Here is an 18,564-nt window from a genome sequence, read left to right on the forward strand (position 1 = left end):
TAGTGAATTAGTAAAATAATCTTATTTAATATCTGAAATAATTGTTCGCTCCACCAGCGCAATCAGGCTGTCCGGATCGTCGGAAGATACTGGAATGGGTTCATGTACTTTCAATTTGAAATGAACTCCGAGGCCTAACGGAAAATTTCCATACTGAAATAATTTCCAGGAATTATTAATAGTAAGCGGCACTACCAGAGCATCCGGCATCTTCTTCAGCAGTATCTGCAGCCCTCTTACAGCAAATCTTTTTGGTTGGCCGGTACGGCTACGGGTGCCTTCAGGGAATATAACAGCAGAACGGTTAGTTTCTTTAAGATAGTCAGCAAATTTGCTCATTTTCAGCAAAGATTCCCGGGGATTCTTACGATCTATAAGTACAGAGCCGCCGTGCCTTAAATTAAAGGAAATACCTGGAATTCCTTTTCCTAATTCCTTTTTACTTACAAATTTTGGATGATGATCCCTTAAATACCAAATGATAAGAGGGATATCGTACATCCCCTGGTGGTTCGCCACAAAAATGCAGGGTTTTTCCACCGGAATATTATGGGAATTCTCAAAGCTAAAACGCGCACCTAAAATATCCAGGCACCGCATCAAAAAGAAATTAAAAATGTCTACACTCTTCTTGTGGGCATAATATCCTCCCAATTTCAAAGAAATCCATTGGATGATATGAAAGACTGCAAGAGTTATAAAAAAGAAAATATAGCTTATTACCGAAAGCGGGTAAGAAAGTATTTTTTTCATCAGATTATTTAAATAAACAAAAATATGTTTTTAAACCTACACAGGGCAAGTAGAGATTAATCTTCTGTGGTATTTATCTAACATTTTTGTACTAACTGCTCATAGTAAGTATAACGAAAGCCATTTTTCCAGTAGCAAGACTTGTAATTATATGGTTCATAACCGGTTGCTCCCGAAATATAAATTTCTTCGCCATCAATTAAAATTCCGATGGCCCGGGCATTATCTTCCAGTTCATGCAGTTCTCCGTTCAACCAATAGCAGGCGGTATGGCCCATAGTTTTCAATTGTACTTCACATGTCAGACTTCTGAAAAAATAAAAAAAGCTGTTCGGTATTTACTCCAAACAGCTTTATTCTTCAAAAAAATTTATCTTTTAACAGAACTCGTTATAAGCTCCTGTAAGATTTTCTGCGATCATTTCTGCAGGACGTCCCTCAATGTGGTGGCGTTCCAACATGTGAACCAATTCCCCGTCTTTATAAAGCGCCATAGATGGCGAAGAAGGAGGAAAAGGAACCATATAACTACGGGCTCTGTCTGTAGCTTCTTTATCTACACCTGCAAATACAGTATATAAATTGTCTGGTTTTTTTGCGTTTTGTAAAGACATTCTTGCCCCCGGACGCGCATTAGCTGCAGCACAACCACATACCGAATTTACTACCATTAGAGTAGTTCCTTCTTTTTTCATTGCGGCATCAACTTCTTCTACAGTATGCAATTCTTCAAAACCTATATTAGTGAGGTCTTCTCGCATTGGTTTTACTAAATCTGCTGGATACATATATTGCTATTTTATATTAAACTAATTATGAATAACAAAGATACCAAATATTGTTCACGTGAGCATATCTCAAATTCCTATTGATGAATAGTTTGAATTTATTCCGGCATTACTTTTTATAGATGGCGCCCCGGCTCTATACTTCCATAAAATAGTATCTTTGCACTTTTAAAAGAAATGCCTCATGATTAAATGGTTTGCGGCCCTGCTGGGCTTCATGTATTTTAGGTTTGCAGGTGCGATTCTGGGTTTTATTATAGGATCTGTTCTGGATAATTACATCCGTTCCAGCGGCGGATTAATGGAAGGTGTGTTTGGTGAGCAGAAAAAAAAGACGGTATCCCCGGGCGATTTTGAACTTAACCTGCTTTCATTATGTGCGCTGGTGATAAAGGCCGATGGACAAGTCTCGCAAAGGGAACTTGATTATGTTCGCTCCTATTTTGTGAGTTCCTATGGTAAGGAGCGGGCCAACGCCACTTTCAGAACTTTTAATGAAGTTATAAAAAGCAGGGAGTTATCCTCTTCCCGCATCGGGCAATACCTTGCGCATCGCACAAAATATCCAACTCGTCTTCAGATTACTCACTTTCTCTTCGGAATAGCACAGGCAGATGGTACTGTAAGTGAAGCAGAAACGAGGATCATTCAGGAAATAGCCGGATATCTGCGAATAAGCAGAATGGATTTTGAAAGTATTAAAGCGATGTTCTTTAAGAAGACCGCTGAAAGTGCCTATAAAATCCTTGAAATTGATAAATCTGCTACAGATGCTGAAGTAAAAAAAGCCTTCAGAACCATGGCCAAAAAATACCACCCAGATAAGCTTGGCCACATGGACGAAGCTTATCGTAAAGGAGCTCAGGAAAAATTCCAAAAAGTACAGGAAGCTTACGAGCAAATCCAGAAGGAGCGGGGAATGTAACCTAGAAAGTATATTTGAGGTTCACCATTATATTTCGTCCGGGGCTGCTCACGTTAAATACCCTGAGAATTGACATGTGATCCACATAATTTTCATTTAAGGCGTTGTAAGCAGTTATACCTGTTTCCAGCTGATGATTTTCAAAATATAATTTTTTACTTAAGCCCAGGTTCAGCAGGGTATAACCGGCTGTAGTTTCTTCGTTTAACCCGGCCCTGTCCTGATCTCTGATCAACCGGAATTTTGTAAAGGCATAAAGCGTTTTATCTTTTAGTCCGAAGTAGCCGAACTCCAGGTTGAAGTTGTCCGGAGGGATAAAGCTCAGGTTCCGGTTGTTTTCCAGGTCTTGAGCCCGCACAAATGCCCCGGAAAATTTTGATATCAGCCTTTGGTTATCCAACCAGCTGTGATTCAGGTTGAATTCAGCTCCGTACAAAAGCGCATTTGTTTGCAGGTAAGACCATACTTCAAGGTTTTCTTCCGGAAGAGTTTCTGTAGTTGCTGTAAAATAAATGTAATTGTTCACTTTACTTCCAAAAGCTGAAAAAGCACCTTCAAATCTTTTATTCCGGTAGGTATAATTTACATCAGCTTGTAAGCTTTGTTCTCTGCCAAATTGATCGTCACCTTTTTCGAACCGACTGGTGCCCGGATGCGGACCATTGGAAAACAATTCGGCAAGATCTGGTGCCCGAAACCCGGTAGAGAAATTCAGTTTTAACTGATTCTTTTGGTCGAAGCTTTTGGTGGCGCCAATGGATCCTGTAAATCCATTAAAAATTCTGGTCAATTTTCGGTTTTCAGGATTTCCCGGTAAAATGAAATCATCCTCAATTAATTCAGCAGAACCTGCATCTGCAGTTACTTTCCGGTAGTCGTAGCGCAGTGCTCCCTGGAAGTACCAGGAATTCATATCCATGCTTGCGAGATAGTACAGGCCACTTTCAAAAACATTGGCATCGGGAATCAAAAATTCCTGGGATTCTTTGATGTTTTGAGTTTTTACAAAACTACCCTGCATTCCAAAATTGTGCTCTATCTTTCCGCCAGTTAAGCTTACCCGTGCATTCAGAAATGTATGATTTTGTTGTAATCCCAGATCTATCAGGTTGAATTCTTGTTCAATTTCCTTACGATTATTAGAGTGGTGGGAGAGGTGCAGGGAAGTCTCCAAATTTGAATGCTGTGTAGTCTGGTTGTAGGAAAGCAGATAGTCTTCTACTTTTTGAAAAGGCAATTGCATTTGCCTGTCATTTCTGGTTGTAGCTAAACTATGGCTATTTTGCATTTCTTCATCCAGGATAATCCCCAGGTCTTGATCATTATATGAAAGTGATAATTTGTTTTGAAAGTTTTCCTTTTCAATTCCGGAATGGATGCGTAGTGTTTTGGTATTAAACCTGCTATTTCCGATAACTCTGTTGTTACCGTTCTTGTAGTCGGCATGGTTCTCGTAAGCCAGATCTGTGGCGAAAAAAATGCCATTGGTAAACATTTTTCCCAGGGAACCGTAAGTTCTTATTCCATTGGAGACACTGTTAAAAGTAGTTCCCATATGGCCCGAAATTTTATTCGATTCTTTGTAGAATTCGTCATCACGTGTTAATATAACACCTCCCAGTGCTCCCGAACCATATAATACTGAAGCTGGTCCTTTTATTACCTCTACCCGTTTTATACCTAAATCATTAATACCAAGGCCATGGTCTGCGCCCCACTGGTGGTTTTCCATTTTATTTCCCTGGTAAATCGTGACCACACGTGAAAATCCCAGTCCGCGGATAAAAGGCTTTACAATACCCTGCCCAAATTCAGCACCATAAACACCGGGTACTTCCCGCAAACTACCCATCATCCCATTGGGATTACCCTTGCTTTCAATCCCCTGCATATTTATACTGGAGATATTATACGGAGTTCTACGTGTGAGTCCGGTATGGGTATCGACAATTGTAACTTCATTTAACTGTGACTGACTTACCTGAAGTTCGAACTTTCGGGTGGTGGTTCTGTTAGCATTTACAACAATTTGCTGTTTTAGGCTTTCGTACCCAATGGATGAAACTTTCACCTGATGTTTTCCTACCGGAACATTTTTGAACACAAAATCTCCATTTTCATTTGCGGTGGTACCCCTGTCGAGACTTTCTATGTAAACAGTGGCAAATGATACCGGCAGTTCGTCGTGTACCACTTTTCCCTGAAAGCGACCTTCCTGCGCCCATGTGCTGACAGTAATTAATAAAACTATGGCCGTTAGTGTTTTCATTTCTATAATTTTGACAAATGTACATTTAATTTTTAGACAAGTCTAAAAATAGGATTTAAAGATTTAAAAATGTAATTTTGGAAGACGTAAATATTCATTATGTTTAGCCTTTCTGAAGAAAATTATTTAAAAGCTATTTTCCACCTGGAGCGTTCTTACAAGACAGGAGTAAGTACAAATGCCCTGGCAGAAGAGATGGAAACAAAAGCGTCTTCTGTGACAGATATGATCAAAAAACTTTCAGGAAAGAAACTGGTCAATTATCGCAAATATCAGGGTGTGAAATTAAGTGAATTAGGGAGAGAGACCGCTATAGAAGTGATCAGGAAACATCGCTTATGGGAGTATTTTCTGGTGGAAAAACTGGATTTTCAATGGGACGAGGTACATGAAATAGCAGAACAGCTGGAGCATATAAAATCTGAAAAACTTATCAGTCAGCTTGATAGATTCTTAGGCTTTCCAAAACGTGATCCCCACGGCGACCCTATTCCCGATGCCCAGGGAAACTTTGCGGTATCTAATAAAATACTGCTCGCAGAACTGGAAAAAAGTAAAACAGGAATGTGTGTGGGTGTAAAAGACTCTTCAGTAGATTTTTTGCGCTTTCTCGATAAAAATAACATTGCCCTGGGAAAAGAAATAAGAGTTTTGGAAAAGGAAACTTTTGATGGATCTATGCTCATTTCCATCGAAAATAATGAACTGCGAATTTCCCAGGTTGTCTCTAATAACCTTTATATAAAAACACATTAGAATGGAACAAATAATTACCTACTTCGGGCAATTGGATCCTGTATTGGCGGCTTTTTTGGCGACATTATTTACATGGGGACTTACTGCTTTGGGCGCCTCCCTTGTTTTTCTTTTTAAGAAAATGAATAGAAAAATCTTTGATGGGATGCTGGGATTTACCGGCGGAGTAATGGTTGCAGCGAGTTTCTGGAGCCTTCTTGCTCCCGGGATAGAAATGAGCCCTGGCGAAGGTTTTGCCAAAGTCGTCCCTGCAGTTGTAGGTTTCGGACTGGGTGCCTTGTTTATTTTTGGACTTGATAAAGTACTGCCGCACCTGCATGTGAATTTTAAAATGGATGAAAAGGAAGGGGTGAAGACCAAATGGCATAAATCTGTTCTTTTAACTCTGGCAATTACGCTCCATAACATTCCTGAAGGTCTGGCGGTGGGAGTCTTGTTTGGTGGTGCCGCTGCGGGACTTCCGGGTGCAAGTATTGGCGGAGCTGTTGCGCTGGCTATCGGAATCGGACTTCAAAATTTTCCTGAAGGTTTTGCAGTAGCGATGCCGTTGAGAGGACAGGGCTTAAGCAGATGGAAAAGTTTTAACTTCGGACAACTTTCGGCAATTGTGGAACCTGTGGCGGCTGTTTTAGGAGCATGGGCGGTTCTTACTTTCGAGCCTATTTTGCCTTATGCGCTGTGTTTTGCGGCAGGAGCAATGATTTTTGTGGTTGTGGAAGAAGTAGTGCCAGAGGCACAACAGGGAAATTATACCGATATTTCTACTATGGGTTTTATAGGTGGCTTTATGGTAATGATGACGCTGGACGTTGGTTTAGCGTAAATCCACACCAATCTTTTTCTCAAAATTTAAACTGAAGTCATTCCTGTGAAGGATGGTGCAATTTGCAGGTCGATAATTGCCATTTTAGAGGCATCATCTTTTAATGCTGGTTCAGAGATTTTTCCACGTTCTGCAGGCAATAATTTTGCTGATTATTAGAATAACTCTGACTTACAGAGGCGATAAATGCAATTTCTGAATACGATTAAATGAAATATCACGGCAAAAGAGTTCTTGCAGAAGAATTTTTCGCACTCAGCACGATTATTTTCAGGAAATAGATGTGAAATTTTGAATTTCAGACCTCCTCCTGAAGGACATTAAATTAAAAACTTATTTTGAAATTTCCAGAAAACCGAAGTAGTAGCGTAATTAACTACAGCCGCAACCTGAAACTCCGCAGGCTTTCTCCTTTTCGCTTTTTCTACGGGTTAAAAAAGCCGGCTTCCAAATAAATTTACTAACCATATATCCCACTGCAATCGCAAAGGTGATGAAAACTAAAATATGTTGTAGTAATTCCATAATAACTGAGTCGTTTTTTTACAGTTTTCTTACAAATTATTTTAAAAGTTGAAAAGCAGCCAAAGCAACAATATATGCAAAGGCGCTCATAAGAACCAGTTGCAATATAGGCCATTTCCAGGTATTGGTTTCTCTTTTCACAATTGCGAGTGTACTCATACACTGCATGGCAAAAGCATAGAAAAGTAACAGGCTTATCCCGCTGGCGAAGGTAAATAACGGTCCTCCAAGTACGGGATTGGTTTCTGCTGCCATTCGATTTATTATTGTTTCTTCTTCGTCGCTCCCCACACTGTAAATAGTGGCCAGTGTACCTACAAAAACTTCTCTTGCAGCAAAAGAACTAATTATGGCTATGCCTATCTTCCAGTCATATCCAAGAGGGGTCACCGCCGGTTCTATTGCGCGACCCATTATTCCGATATAGGAATGTCTTAATTTATAGGAGGCAACATCCTCCTGAAATTCTTCCGAAGAGATATTTTGTTCAGAATCATACCTCGAGGCTACTATTTCTTCAGCATTCTGAAAATCCTCACCAGGTCCAAAGCTGGCCAGGACCCAAAGGATTATTGAAATTGCGAGAATGATCTTACCGGCTCCCAGCACAAAAGATTTTGTTTTTTCAACAACATTAATAGCAATATTTTTTATCATCGGCACCTTGTAATTCGGCATTTCAATAACAAAATAGGTCCTGCTCTTAATGTTTAATATGTTGTTTAAGATCCATGCCGAAAGAATAGCCGTTCCAAAACCTATAAGATAAAGCAGCATTAAGGTAAGGCCCTGGTAGTTAAATCCCCATATTGTTTTGTCGGGAATTACCAGTGCTATTATGATAAGATAGACCGGAAGCCTTGCAGAACAGGTTGTAAAAGGAACTACTAAAATGGTAATTAAACGTTCTTTCCAGTTTTCAATATTACGGGTTGCCATAACTGCCGGGATTGCACAGGCAGTACCCGAAACCAGCGGAACAACACTTTTGCCGCTTAAACCAAATTTTCGCATAATCCTGTCCATTAAAAAAACCACCCGGCTCATATACCCGGTTTCTTCCAGAATACTGATGAACAGGAACAGGAAGGCGATTTGCGGAATAAAAATTATTATCCCTCCCAGACCGGGAATTATTCCTTCTGCCAGTAAATCTGTAAAAACTCCTGGAGGAAAGGTATTGTTTACCAATTCGCTAAGCGAGGCAAAAGCTTCATCGATGAGGTCCATGGGATAAACGGACCAGTCGTAAATGGCTTGGAATATTAATAGTAAAATAGAGAAGAAAACCACATATCCCCAAACTTTATGGGTAAGCACCCTGTCCAGCTTTGCTCTTATGTCTGTCGCGGCATTTAAATCTACAGTCAATGCCTGCTTGAGAGTTCCGTTTATAAATTGATACCTTAACACCGTCTCCTTTTGCTGAAGACGCTTTAAATCACTTTCCGACTTTGTGTTAAAATCGGAGGATTTATGTAGTTCCTGGCGGTTAACATTTCCAAAGTTTACATCCTGTGTAATTACCAGCCATAGCTTATAAACAGATTGATTAGGAAAAGCTTTCCTAAGTCTTTCAAAATATTCGGGATCAATTATTGAAGCATCAAGACAAGGTTCTGTAGGGATCTGTTTATAGTTAATAATCATTTCCTTAAGCTCATCGATTCCTTGATTCTTTCTTGCGCTCACAAGGGCTACTTTGGTCTTTAGGCGCTCTTCAAGTATTTCAATATCAAGAGAAATACCCTTGCGTTCCATACGGTCTGCCATGTTAACGGCCAGTATGGTAGGTATGCCAAGCTCTTTAATTTGGGTAAATAGAAGGAGGTTGCGTTTAAGGTTTTCAACATCACTTACCACCACAGCGACATCTGGATAATCTTTGTCGTTTTTATTAAGCAATAGCTCAATAACCACATTTTCATCCAGGGAAGAAGCGTTAAGACTGTAAGTTCCCGGTAGGTCAAGAATGTGAGCTTTTAAGCCGCGGGGCAATTTGCAGATTCCTTCCTTTTTTTCTACCGTAATCCCGGGGTAATTCCCAACCTTTTGGTTTAACCCCGTAAGCTGGTTAAAAACAGAAGTCTTCCCGGTATTGGGATTTCCTATTAAGGCGACATTAATTTGTTTGCCCATGCTAGTCGATTAATTCGATTTCAATCTGCAAAGCGGTTTCTTTTCTAATGGCAAGATGGCTTCCGTTAACATTGAGGTACAGGGGATCTCTAAAAGGCGCAATCTGCACCAGCTCTACTTCGTTCCCAGGCAGGCAACCCATTTCCAGAAGCTTAAGAGGGACTGCATCTGCAGAGAATTCTTTTATAATTCCCCGTTGTCCTCGCCTGAGATGTGCTACCGTAACTTTCAATGTTTATTTAGATTGATTTTAAACAAGGCAAAAGTAAGGGAAATAACCCTACTAGAAAAGCCTGAAGCTTAAAAACTGCTATTCCTGTTGTTTGTTCTTTAAAAAATCTATATCGGCCATTAAATTTTCAATAGCTTCAGGATTTGTCCCGTCATAGAAACCGCGTATCTGTTGGTTTTTATCTACTAGCACAAAATTTTCGGTATGGATCATGTCGTATTTCCCGCCATCTCCTGTGCTCTTTGTTGCGAGGTAAGATTTTCTTGCTAGGTCATAAATCTGTTTTTTATCACCTGTTACCAAATTCCATTTATCATCTATTACGCCTTTTTCTTCCGCATATTTCTTTAGCACCGGGACGCTGTCGGTTCTTGGGAAAACTGTGTGCGAGAGCAGAAAAACTTCAGGATCATTCTTAATCTTTTCCTGAATTTTCAGCATATGATCTGTCATTACCGGGCAAATGGTAAGGCAGGTGGTAAAGAAGAAGTCGGCTACGTAAATTTTATCTTTATAGAAATCCTGCGTGATCGTATCCCCGTTTTGGTTCACAAGTTCAAAATCTGCAATTTTGTGGTATTTTCTAATGTACTGAACCGTAGTATCCACTAATTCTGCATTCACCATATCGGGCTGATAAACGGGCAAAGTTTTTTCAGGTTTCAGCAGCGAATAAATACTGAAAAGCATTATTGCTGAAAGAATCGAAAAAACAATGGCAAAGGTTTTGTAGCGCTTAAAAAACTTTAGCATGAATACAATTTTGATGCAAAATTAACTGCTGGGAATCAAATAGTCGCAATTTGAAGCCTAAAATTTCATATTTGCAAACAGTGGTAGATTAATACTTTTCTAGTAGTTTTTAAAAAGTTACTTTTGTGCGATTAAATTTTGAAGTTTAGAGAATGGATCCATTTGCAGTTAAAGCAATACAACTTTTACTAAGTTTATCATTGCTTATTGTATTACACGAATTCGGGCATTACATCCCCGCGAAGATATTTAAAACAAGAGTAGAGAAATTTTTCCTGTTTTTTGATGTAAAATTTGCGCTTTTCAAGAAGAAAATAGGCGATACTGTCTACGGAATCGGGTGGCTGCCCCTTGGTGGTTACGTGAAGATTTCCGGGATGGTAGACGAGAGTATGGATAAGGAGCAGATGGCACAGCCGCCACAGCCCTGGGAATTCCGTAGTAAACCTGCGTGGCAGCGTTTAATTATCATGCTGGGAGGGGTAACCGTAAACCTGGTACTGGGCTTTGTCATCTTTATGATGATCCTTTTTGTTTGGGGAACCCGCTATGTGGGTGCCGAGCAAATGCCTGATGGTTTTGCAGTAGTAGACGAATTTAAGGAGTACGGTTTTCAAGATGGAGACAGAATTTTGGAGGTAAACGGAACAAGTTTTGAAAATAGCCTCGATATTAACCGCCACCTCTTTATGCGGGATGTGAATTCCATCACCGTTCTACACCAGGATGGAAGTCAGGAAACTATTTCTATACCGGAAACGGTTGGTGCACAAATGTGGGAAGAAGGAATAATGCAGCCTTTTGTGCCTATACAGTCGCCGGTGTTGGATACAGTGGTGGCAGATAGGGCAGCGGCGTTGGCCGGGCTTCAGAAAGGCGACAGCATAATTTCGTTGAACAGTCAGGAAATAGGCTATTGGCACGAAGTAAGTCCTGTTACCAAAGGAAATCCCAACAAAGAAATAGAAGTGGTTTACGAGCGTGCTGGTGAAATTAATGGTACTAAGATTACTCCAGATGAGGAGGGATTAATAGGCGTAGCGGCTGTTCGCGGCTTCGACTTCGAGAAGCGTGAATATGGCTTTGCCGAAAGTATTACGGAAGGTTTTAAATACGGTTACTGGACATTGCACGATTATGTTGCCCAATTTGAATATATTTTCACCAAGAAAGGAGCTTCCCAACTTGGTGGTTTTGGTGCTATTGGTGGCTTGTTTCCAGATACCTGGAACTGGGCCGGTTTCTGGCATACAACCGCTTTTATTTCTATAATTCTGGCATTTATGAATATTTTGCCGATTCCGGCTTTAGACGGTGGGCACGTGGTATTCTTGCTTTATGAGATGGTCACAGGAAGAACACCAAATGATAAATTTATGGAAGTCGCTCAGTTAATTGGCTTCGTTATTATTTTCGCGCTTGTGCTGTATGCCAACGGAAACGACATTTATAAATGGTTGTTTGAATAAAATTTGAATTTAAAGAGAGGCCTCTAAATTGGCAATTTTCGTGCTACTGAATTTTTCACTTTCTGGAAGGGTTCGAAAGTATACAGGTCGATAATTGGCATTTTCAGGCAGTCACTTTATTTTTTCAGAATAGGTCCTGATAAAAGTTTTGATAATTTCTGAAGGGCGTAAAATTACCTACTATCATGAAGAATTTCATACTCTTTATATTTCTTCTCTTTTCTCTGCAGGGATTTTCTCAAATTTATGATCCTGTAGAATGGTCGACGAGTGTAGAAAAGGTTTCAGATACAGAAAATGAGTTTCTGCTGATCTTTTCTGCGGAAATTGAAGCGGGATGGCACCTTTACGCCCAGGATGTCCCTGAAAACGGCCCAATTCCTACCACTTTTTCGTATGAGAAAAATGACAATTATGAAATTTTAGGAGAAACGGAAGAAGAGGAGGGAGTAACAGTAGACGATCCTGTCTTTGGAATGCGTATCAAGTATTTTGAAGATGAAGCCACTTTCCAGCAACGTATTGTTTTACTGGAAGAATCAGCTACCATCAATGCTTCTGTTGAATTCATGGTTTGCGACGACGAGCGCTGCTTACCGCCGGCCATCGAGGAATTTACCCTCACTCTACCGGATAACGGCGGGATAAATGCTTCCGCAGATCCTTCAATTTTTGATGATAATGTAGATACTGAGAAACCTGCAGATATTTCTAATGAGGTAGAAACTGGAATAACTTCTGCAAAAGAGGACAAAAAAGGTCTGTGGAATATCTTCTTTATCGCCTTCCTTTCCGGGTTTGCGGCACTGCTTACGCCCTGCGTTTTTCCTATGATTCCCATGACGGTAAGTTATTTTACCAAGCAAAGTAAAACCCGGGCAAAGGGAATACGAAATGCCATAATTTATGGGATTTCCATTGTTGTTATTTATGTTTTGCTGGGAACAGCCGTAACTGCCATTTTTGGCGCAGATTCTCTTAATGCATTGGCCACTAACGTCTGGTTTAACCTCGTTTTCTTTGCGATATTGGTGATTTTTGCAGTCTCGTTTTTTGGCGCTTTCGATATCATGCTTCCCAATTCCTGGGCTAATAAAGTGGACTCCCAGGCAGATCGTGGAGGGATAATTGGTATTTTCTTTATGGCGCTGGCGCTGGCCATTGTCTCTTTTTCCTGTACAGGTCCTATCGTGGGAACCTTGTTGGTACAGGCGGCTTCAAAAGGAGGGATTGCACCCATTGTGGGAATGTTGGGATTTTCTTTAGCTATTGCTTTGCCTTTTGCTCTTTTTGCAGCTTTCCCGGGGTGGATGAATACGCTTCCAAAGAGCGGTGGCTGGCTAAATACAGTAAAAGTTTTTCTCGGATTCCTTGAGCTGGCGCTTGCCTTCAAATTCCTTTCTCAGGCAGATCTTGTGCTGCAATTGCACCTATTGGAACGGGAAGTGTTTATCGCAATCTGGATTGCCATTTTTGGTACCCTTGCCTTCTATTTATTCGGAAAAATAAAATTACCCCACGATTCTCCTTTGGAATCCATTTCCGTGGGCAGAATGATGATGGGCTTGTTGGTGCTCACATTTACCATATATCTTATTCCCGGACTTTGGGGAGCTCCGCTGAATCTGATTAGTGCATTTCCGCCACCAATGGAGTACAGTGAATCGCCTTACGGAGTGGGATACACCAAAAATATAGCTTCCGGATCGGCTGCCAATGCTGAATTACCCGAAGGCGCGCACCTGATGCCTCCGCACGATATTCTGGTTTTTAACGATTATGAAAAAGGGCTTTCCTATGCTGAAGAAGTGGACAAGCCGGTAATGCTGGATTTTACAGGTTGGGCTTGTGTGAATTGTCGTAAGATGGAGCAAAATGTATGGCCAAAACAGCGCATTTTGGATATCCTGAAGAACGATATTGTCCTTGTATCACTTTATGTAGATGATAAACGGGATTTATCCGAAGAGGACATTTATACTTCAGAGACTACAGGAAGAGAAATTAATACAGTGGGTGAAAAATGGAGCGACTTTCAGATTAGCAGATTTGAAGCCAATGCGCAGCCTTTTTATGTGCTGTTGGATCCTGACGGTGAGAAACTCAATGAGCCTGCTGCCTATACTCCAGATCCAGATAAATACTACGAATGGTTACAGGAAGGAATTTCTGCTTATAAAGAATAATTTGCACTTCAAAAGGGTCTAAATCATTAGGTCGATAACTGCCATTTTAAGGCATGAATCATTTTCCGGAACAAATGGAATTCTAAGTTATCGAACGGTCCAAATGAGTATAGCCGCCGTCTACAACCAGATGTTGCCCCGTAGTATGCGCAGATTTCTCCGAAAGAAGAAAAACCACGCTCGCTGCAATTTCTTCGCTTGTAGTCATCCTTTTTCCCAACGGAATTTTTCCTGTTATGGAACTGCGCTTTTCTTCGGGATTTTTAAAGCTGCTTAACCAACTTTCGTAAAGCGGAGTCATAACTTCTGCGGGAATTACCGCGTTTACCCTCACTCCATAAGGTAGCAATTCCACAGCCCATTCGCGCGTTAGCGCGAGCTGAGCACCTTTTGCCGCTGCATATCCTGAAGTGCCTCCCTGGCCGGTAATTGCCGTTTTAGAACTGATGTTTACAATACTGCCTTTCGATTTTTTAAGTGACTCAAGACAAAAATGAGCCATATTGTAATAATGATTAAGATTGGAATTCAGGGATTTTCTGAATTTCTCGGGAGAGCCGTTTTCTAAACCTATACTATCATTGGCTCCTGCGTTATTTACGAGTCCGTAAATACTGCCGAATTTTTCAACAACTTCTTTGACTATTTGCTCACAGGTTTGAACATCATTCAGATCCCCGGAAATAAAATAAGCTGCTTTTCCGTCATTCTGAAGTTCCTTCAGAAGCTTTTCTCCATGATCTTTCGTACGGCCAATAAAAACCGGAATGCCATCTTCCGCAGCAATTGCTTTTGAAATCGCTTCGCCAATTCCTTTTGTGCCGCCTGTGACAATAATCACTTTCCCCTTAAGTCCCAAATCCATATTAGCGGTTTTTTATTTTCAATTTTTTGTTGAGGATGATCGATTTACCTGCTACCAATGCAACTTCTGTTTCCTGTTCTCCATAGACCACGCGAATGGTTTTATTTGTTTCTGAAGTTAAACTAAGTTCTTCCAATAACCCTTGTTTCCACGAAATGCCCACTTCTATGTTTCCACGGGCTTTTAATCCGCTTACATTTCCTTTTGCCCATTCTACAGGAAGCGCAGGTAAAATCCTTAGAAAACCTTCATGTGACTGGAGCAACATTTCTGCGATTCCGGCTGTAAATCCGAAGTTTCCGTCGATCTGAAAGGGAGGATGTATGTCCAGAAGATTTGGATAGATAGAACGCTGCATAAACAGGTTAATATGCTTTTGGGCGGCCTCAGCATCTAAAAGCCTCGCGTAGAAATTTATGATCCAGGCACGGCTCCATCCCGGTCCGGCACCACCATGCTCAAGCCGGTGTTCTATGGTTTTTCGGGCAGCTTCAAATAGCTCCGGATCTTCAACCGTAATATCATCTCCCGGATGCAGGGCGTATAAATGAGAAATATGCCGGTGTCCTTTTTCAGGTTCTTCATATTCACGGTCCCATTCTAAAATTCTTCCGTCGTTGCCAATTTGTATTCCGGTACGCAACTGCGCTCGTTGGGCTTTTATCTTCTGAGTAAATTCATCAGATTTTCCCAGTATTTCTGCAGATGCAATCGTATTATCAAAAACTTCCGCGATGATCTGATGGCCCATCGCGGTGCCGCGGGATAAAGCAGCAGGCTCACCATCGGGAGCCAAATAACGGTTTTCGGGAGAAGTTTCCGGAGTGGAAATTAAGGTTCCATCACGCGGATCTTCAGTCAGCCAGTCCGAATAAAATTCAGCATAAGCTTTAAGAGCGGGGTAGGCGCGTTCTTTTAAAAAAGTGGTGTCCTGCGTGAACCGGTAATGTTCCCAGTAATGTTGTGCCAGCCAGCCCCCACCATGGATCCAGGAGCCCCAGTAAGCTGTTTCTGCCTGCATCCATGGTGCAGCCCAAAGATCGGTAGTTTGATGTGCTACGGTTCCACTCATTCCGTATTGTTCCCGCGCAAGAATTTTGCCCCGTTCAATCAGCCGGTCTGTGAGATCAAAAAGCGGCTCCTGAAGTTCAATTAAATTGGCAGGTCCTGCGGGCCAGTAATTCATTTGTAAATTAATGTTGAGGTGATAATCTGCATTCCATGGCGCCTGGATATGCTCATTCCAAAGACCCTGAAGATTCGCTGGATTAGTACCGGGACGGGAGCTGGAAATTAACAAATATCGGCCGTACTGAAAAAGCTTCTCAACTAAGCCTAAATCCTGTTGCCCCTCTTTTACACGCTCCAGGCGGGTGGTGGTAGTAAGGGAATCCAGATGGTCGTCGCCCAGGTTTAAAGAAGTGCGATTGTAAAATTGCTGATAATCTGCGATATGTCGCTCGAGTAGTTCTTTATAATTTTTATTCTGAAGTTTTTCCAGCGTTTTTTGATTGTTCGCAGCAAAATCTTCGTGATAAAAGGAAGTACTGGCAACGATATATAAAACAGCTTCCTTAACATTTTTGAATTGTAGCGTATTGTTTTTAGCTTCTACGGTACCCTTTTCAATTTCGGCTTTAAGGATTGCCTCGAACTTCACTCCGTAATCAATTTCTACGGGTTCGGAATCTCTGGCACCTGCATATTGAGTAACCATTCCGCGCATATTAAGCATGTTATCCTGTGGCGAAGTAACTTCTACGGTTTGATGCCCGTTATCTTCGGGACGGCTCATCGTGAGTTTAAAAGCTATGCCGTCGGGATTTTCGGTTTTGATCTTTACAATCAGCACGTCATCTTCTGCGGAAGAAAAAACATCCTGGGTAACGGAATATCCATCTGCGGTATAAGTTGTACTTGCCACAGCATTTTCAAGGTCCAGGCTTCGCTTGTAATCTTTGATATTTTCATGCTGATATTCTATAAAAAGATCGCCCATCGTCTGGTGCGAACGAGCCACGCCCTTGTACGAAAAACGTTCAACGATAAGACTATCTGCCAGATGAAATTGACCGGCTTCTACAAGTTTTCTAATTTCTGCAAGATCTTCGGGAGTTCCTTTGCTGTTTCCCCAATCCGGACCTCCGGGCCACAGAGAATCCTCATTTAACTGAATCCTTTCACTTTCCGGATCTCCAAAAACCATTGCTCCCATTCGGCCATTTCCCACGGGCAGCGCATGATCCCAGTTTTCTGCCGGAGTCGTATACCAAAGGATGTTTTTATTGCCGGCTTCTTGCTGAGCATAATTTTCTGAAGAAATCAGAAATGCCAGAACCAGGAGAAGTTTTATGGAGTTCTTCATTTAGTTGTCAATTTTGTAAAATTTCTGAGCGTTTTTATAATAAAAAGCTTCTTTTTCAGCTTTGTTAAAATTTGCTGTAAACGTCTGTACAAGGTCTAAAACCCTGGAAAAATTTCCGGCAAGATTACAAACTGGCCAGTCAGAAGCAAAAACCACTTTGTTTATTCCAAAAGCAGAAAAAACGGTATCAAGACAGAACTCAAAATCTTCTTTTTTCCAGTTATTCCAGTCGGCTTCTGTGACCATTCCGGAAATTTTGCAATGAACATTCTCGAATTGCGCGAGTTCAGCGATATTCTGCTCCCAGTGTCGATAATTGCCATTTTTTATGTCCGGTTTTCCCAGGTGGTCCAGGATAAAAGGCTGCTTCGGAAATTTTTCAACCAGCTTAATGGCCTTTTCGAGTTGAAGATGATGAACCAGTATATCATATGTCAATTTATACTGCTGAAGCTTCGAAATTCCGTTCAAAAAGCCCTTGCTAAGCATAAAATCATCGTTTTTATCCTGAAGAATGCATCGGATTCCTTTTAAAAGCCTGTTTTTACTGAATTTCTTCAGTTTTACTTCCACATCTTCAGCAGAAAGATCGACCCAGCCCAAAACAGCCCTGATAACATCATGTTTTTCAGCTAAATCCAGTAAAAACTGAGTTTCTTCTTCAGATTCATCAGCCTGAACGGCAATGCAGCCCGAAATATTCAAATTTTCAGTCGTGGATTTATAATCTTCGGGCGATAATTGCCTTTTTAGAGCCCTCATTTCCTCGGTGATCCAGGTATCGCGGTTAGGATCATAATTCCAGAAATGTACATGGGCGTCTAAAACCATTATTTGAAGTTTTTGACGTGTTGCTTTGAAGTCCCAAGGCCATCGATTCCCAGTTCAACTACATCACCTTCCTTCAAAAATCGCTGTGGTTTTAATCCCATCCCAACGCCAAACGGAGTTCCGGTGGAAATAACATCTCCCGGAAGCAGGGTCATAAATTGGCTTATATAGCTTATTACTTCAGCAATATTAAAAACAAAATCTGAGGTATTGCTGTTCTGCATGGTTTTCCCGTTCAGCTTTAACCAAAGATTGAGATTATTAGGATCTTTTATTTCATCTTTAGTCACCAGGTAAGGCCCCAGAGGTGCAAAGGTGTCACAGCTTTTGCCTTTTACCCACTGGCCTTCGCGCTCCAGTTGGAATTCGCGTTCGCTGTAATCGTTGTGCAAAACGTATCCGGCAACAGCATCCATGGCTTCGGCTTCACTGCAGTAAGAGGTTTTCTTTCCTATTACAACTCCCAGCTCTACTTCCCAATCTGTTTTTTTACTGTTCTTCGGAATAATTAAATCGTCGTTAGGCCCAACAATTGCTGAAGTTGCTTTAAAAAACAGAACAGGCTCTTTGGGTGGTTTCATCCCGCTTTCCTCGGCATGTTTTGCATAATTAAGCCCGATGCAAATTAATTTTGAAGGTCGCTTTACAGGACTTCCAAGGCGTGTTTCCGCAGAAATTTTAGAACAGGATTCCTTATTGGAGGATAGCCATTCAGTTAATTTGGTAATGCCATCACCTGCAAAAAAATCTTCGTTGTAGTCATTTGTAAAACCGGAAACATTGATACGTGTTCCATCTTCCAGTTCTACTCCGGGTTTTTCTTTATCTAATTCTCCAAAACGGATTAGTTTCATAATTTTTTGGTTCAGTTGGTTATTTGTTTTA

The 18,564-nt window shown here is 41.1% G+C and carries 17 protein-coding genes; 5 read left to right on the forward strand and 12 right to left on the reverse strand.

The annotated features are described in order from the left end of the window. Positions 1 to 21: 21 nt before the first annotated feature. The 3 genes from RM549_RS07835 to RM549_RS07845 all read right to left on the reverse strand — a co-directional run bounded on the left by RM549_RS07835 (position 22) and on the right by RM549_RS07845 (position 1,541). On the reverse strand, positions 22 to 753 hold the full coding sequence (locus RM549_RS07835) for a lysophospholipid acyltransferase family protein (RefSeq protein WP_311683469.1): 732 nt from the start codon (positions 751 to 753) through the stop codon (positions 22 to 24). 77 nt (positions 754 to 830) lie between these two features. After that, positions 831 to 1,031, reverse strand: a complete 201-nt coding sequence (locus RM549_RS07840) for a hypothetical protein (protein WP_311683471.1) — start codon at positions 1,029 to 1,031, stop codon at positions 831 to 833. 99 nt (positions 1,032 to 1,130) lie between these two features. Continuing rightward, the gene (locus tag RM549_RS07845; RefSeq protein ID WP_311683473.1) at positions 1,131 to 1,541 is read right to left on the reverse strand and encodes a BrxA/BrxB family bacilliredoxin; all 411 of its coding nucleotides are present in this window, start codon (positions 1,539 to 1,541) and stop codon (positions 1,131 to 1,133) included. Between the two features lie 184 nt (positions 1,542 to 1,725). On the opposite strand from RM549_RS07845, the gene RM549_RS07850 reads away from it, so the two are divergent. Next, positions 1,726 to 2,466, forward strand: a complete 741-nt coding sequence (locus RM549_RS07850) for a TerB family tellurite resistance protein (protein ID WP_311683475.1) — start codon at positions 1,726 to 1,728, stop codon at positions 2,464 to 2,466. 1 nt (position 2,467) lies between these two features. Here RM549_RS07850 and RM549_RS07855 read toward each other — a convergent pair whose 3' ends face one another. After that, positions 2,468 to 4,735 (reverse strand): TonB-dependent receptor, encoded by a 2,268-nt coding sequence (locus RM549_RS07855; RefSeq protein ID WP_311683477.1) that lies wholly within the window; start codon positions 4,733 to 4,735, stop codon positions 2,468 to 2,470. A gap of 99 nt (positions 4,736 to 4,834) precedes the next feature. On the opposite strand from RM549_RS07855, the gene RM549_RS07860 reads away from it, so the two are divergent. Then, positions 4,835 to 5,491, forward strand: a complete 657-nt coding sequence (locus tag RM549_RS07860) for a metal-dependent transcriptional regulator (protein ID WP_311683479.1) — start codon at positions 4,835 to 4,837, stop codon at positions 5,489 to 5,491. A gap of 1 nt (position 5,492) precedes the next feature. Then, on the forward strand, positions 5,493 to 6,314 hold the full coding sequence (locus RM549_RS07865) for a ZIP family metal transporter (RefSeq protein WP_311683481.1): 822 nt from the start codon (positions 5,493 to 5,495) through the stop codon (positions 6,312 to 6,314). 372 nt (positions 6,315 to 6,686) lie between these two features. Here the strand turns inward: RM549_RS07865 and RM549_RS07870 are convergent, their stop codons facing one another. The 4 genes from RM549_RS07870 to RM549_RS07885 form a co-directional block, all read right to left on the reverse strand. Beyond that, positions 6,687 to 6,839, reverse strand: coding sequence for a hypothetical protein (locus tag RM549_RS07870; RefSeq protein ID WP_311683483.1), 153 nt, complete (start codon positions 6,837 to 6,839; stop codon positions 6,687 to 6,689). A gap of 36 nt (positions 6,840 to 6,875) precedes the next feature. Beyond that, positions 6,876 to 8,978 (reverse strand): ferrous iron transport protein B, encoded by a 2,103-nt coding sequence (feoB, locus tag RM549_RS07875; protein ID WP_311683485.1) that lies wholly within the window; start codon positions 8,976 to 8,978, stop codon positions 6,876 to 6,878. A gap of 1 nt (position 8,979) precedes the next feature. After that, entirely contained in the window at positions 8,980 to 9,210 is a 231-nt protein-coding gene (locus RM549_RS07880) for a FeoA family protein (RefSeq protein WP_311683488.1), read from the reverse strand. Positions 9,211 to 9,288: 78 nt separating this feature from the next. Continuing rightward, on the reverse strand, positions 9,289 to 9,963 hold the full coding sequence (locus RM549_RS07885; protein WP_311683489.1) for an SCO family protein: 675 nt from the start codon (positions 9,961 to 9,963) through the stop codon (positions 9,289 to 9,291). 152 nt (positions 9,964 to 10,115) lie between these two features. Here RM549_RS07885 and rseP point away from each other — a divergent pair, with 152 nt between their 5' ends. Then, on the forward strand, positions 10,116 to 11,432 hold the full coding sequence (gene rseP / locus RM549_RS07890; RefSeq protein WP_311683490.1) for an RIP metalloprotease RseP: 1,317 nt from the start codon (positions 10,116 to 10,118) through the stop codon (positions 11,430 to 11,432). 185 nt (positions 11,433 to 11,617) lie between these two features. Further along, positions 11,618 to 13,618: a protein-disulfide reductase DsbD family protein gene (locus RM549_RS07895; protein WP_311683493.1), complete on the forward strand. Its 2,001-nt coding sequence runs from the start codon at positions 11,618 to 11,620 to the stop codon at positions 13,616 to 13,618. Between the two features lie 82 nt (positions 13,619 to 13,700). Here RM549_RS07895 and RM549_RS07900 read toward each other — a convergent pair whose 3' ends face one another. The 4 genes from RM549_RS07900 to RM549_RS07915 are packed head-to-tail and all read right to left on the reverse strand — an operon-like array spanning position 13,701 to position 18,533. Next, entirely contained in the window at positions 13,701 to 14,483 is a 783-nt protein-coding gene (locus RM549_RS07900) for an L-fucose dehydrogenase (protein WP_311683495.1), read from the reverse strand. A 1-nt stretch (position 14,484) separates the two neighbouring features. Next, positions 14,485 to 16,848: a glycoside hydrolase family 95 protein gene (locus RM549_RS07905; RefSeq protein ID WP_311683498.1), complete on the reverse strand. Its 2,364-nt coding sequence runs from the start codon at positions 16,846 to 16,848 to the stop codon at positions 14,485 to 14,487. Continuing rightward, the gene (locus RM549_RS07910) at positions 16,849 to 17,679 is read right to left on the reverse strand and encodes an amidohydrolase family protein (protein ID WP_311683500.1); all 831 of its coding nucleotides are present in this window, start codon (positions 17,677 to 17,679) and stop codon (positions 16,849 to 16,851) included. Beyond that, entirely contained in the window at positions 17,679 to 18,533 is an 855-nt protein-coding gene (locus RM549_RS07915; protein WP_311683502.1) for a fumarylacetoacetate hydrolase family protein, read from the reverse strand. Before RM549_RS07915 ends, RM549_RS07910 begins: the two co-directional genes overlap by 1 nt. Positions 18,534 to 18,564 lie beyond the last annotated feature (31 nt).

The organism is Autumnicola patrickiae (genome assembly GCF_031846525.1).
GTDB lineage: Bacteria > Bacteroidota > Bacteroidia > Flavobacteriales > Flavobacteriaceae > Autumnicola > Autumnicola patrickiae.

What these genes read in the sequence shown, in the direction of transcription:
- feoB (WP_311683485.1), bottom strand. Translation starts at nt 8,978, where the DNA reads ATGGGCAAACAAATTAATGTCGCCTTAATAGGAAATCCCAATACCGGG.
- RM549_RS07910 (WP_311683500.1), bottom strand. Translation starts at nt 17,679, where the DNA reads ATGGTTTTAGACGCCCATGTACATTTCTGGAATTATGATCCTAACCGC.
- RM549_RS07835 (WP_311683469.1), bottom strand. Translation starts at nt 753, where the DNA reads ATGAAAAAAATACTTTCTTACCCGCTTTCGGTAATAAGCTATATTTTC.
- rseP (WP_311683490.1), top strand. Translation starts at nt 10,116, where the DNA reads ATGGATCCATTTGCAGTTAAAGCAATACAACTTTTACTAAGTTTATCA.
- RM549_RS07900 (WP_311683495.1), bottom strand. Translation starts at nt 14,483, where the DNA reads ATGGATTTGGGACTTAAGGGGAAAGTGATTATTGTCACAGGCGGCACA.
- RM549_RS07865 (WP_311683481.1), top strand. Translation starts at nt 5,493, where the DNA reads ATGGAACAAATAATTACCTACTTCGGGCAATTGGATCCTGTATTGGCG.
- RM549_RS07845 (WP_311683473.1), bottom strand. Translation starts at nt 1,541, where the DNA reads ATGTATCCAGCAGATTTAGTAAAACCAATGCGAGAAGACCTCACTAAT.
- RM549_RS07885 (WP_311683489.1), bottom strand. Translation starts at nt 9,963, where the DNA reads ATGCTAAAGTTTTTTAAGCGCTACAAAACCTTTGCCATTGTTTTTTCG.
- RM549_RS07895 (WP_311683493.1), top strand. Translation starts at nt 11,618, where the DNA reads ATGAAGAATTTCATACTCTTTATATTTCTTCTCTTTTCTCTGCAGGGA.
- RM549_RS07855 (WP_311683477.1), bottom strand. Translation starts at nt 4,735, where the DNA reads ATGAAAACACTAACGGCCATAGTTTTATTAATTACTGTCAGCACATGG.
- RM549_RS07915 (WP_311683502.1), bottom strand. Translation starts at nt 18,533, where the DNA reads ATGAAACTAATCCGTTTTGGAGAATTAGATAAAGAAAAACCCGGAGTA.
- RM549_RS07870 (WP_311683483.1), bottom strand. Translation starts at nt 6,839, where the DNA reads ATGGAATTACTACAACATATTTTAGTTTTCATCACCTTTGCGATTGCA.
- RM549_RS07905 (WP_311683498.1), bottom strand. Translation starts at nt 16,848, where the DNA reads ATGAAGAACTCCATAAAACTTCTCCTGGTTCTGGCATTTCTGATTTCT.
- RM549_RS07840 (WP_311683471.1), bottom strand. Translation starts at nt 1,031, where the DNA reads ATGGGCCATACCGCCTGCTATTGGTTGAACGGAGAACTGCATGAACTG.
- RM549_RS07860 (WP_311683479.1), top strand. Translation starts at nt 4,835, where the DNA reads ATGTTTAGCCTTTCTGAAGAAAATTATTTAAAAGCTATTTTCCACCTG.
- RM549_RS07850 (WP_311683475.1), top strand. Translation starts at nt 1,726, where the DNA reads ATGATTAAATGGTTTGCGGCCCTGCTGGGCTTCATGTATTTTAGGTTT.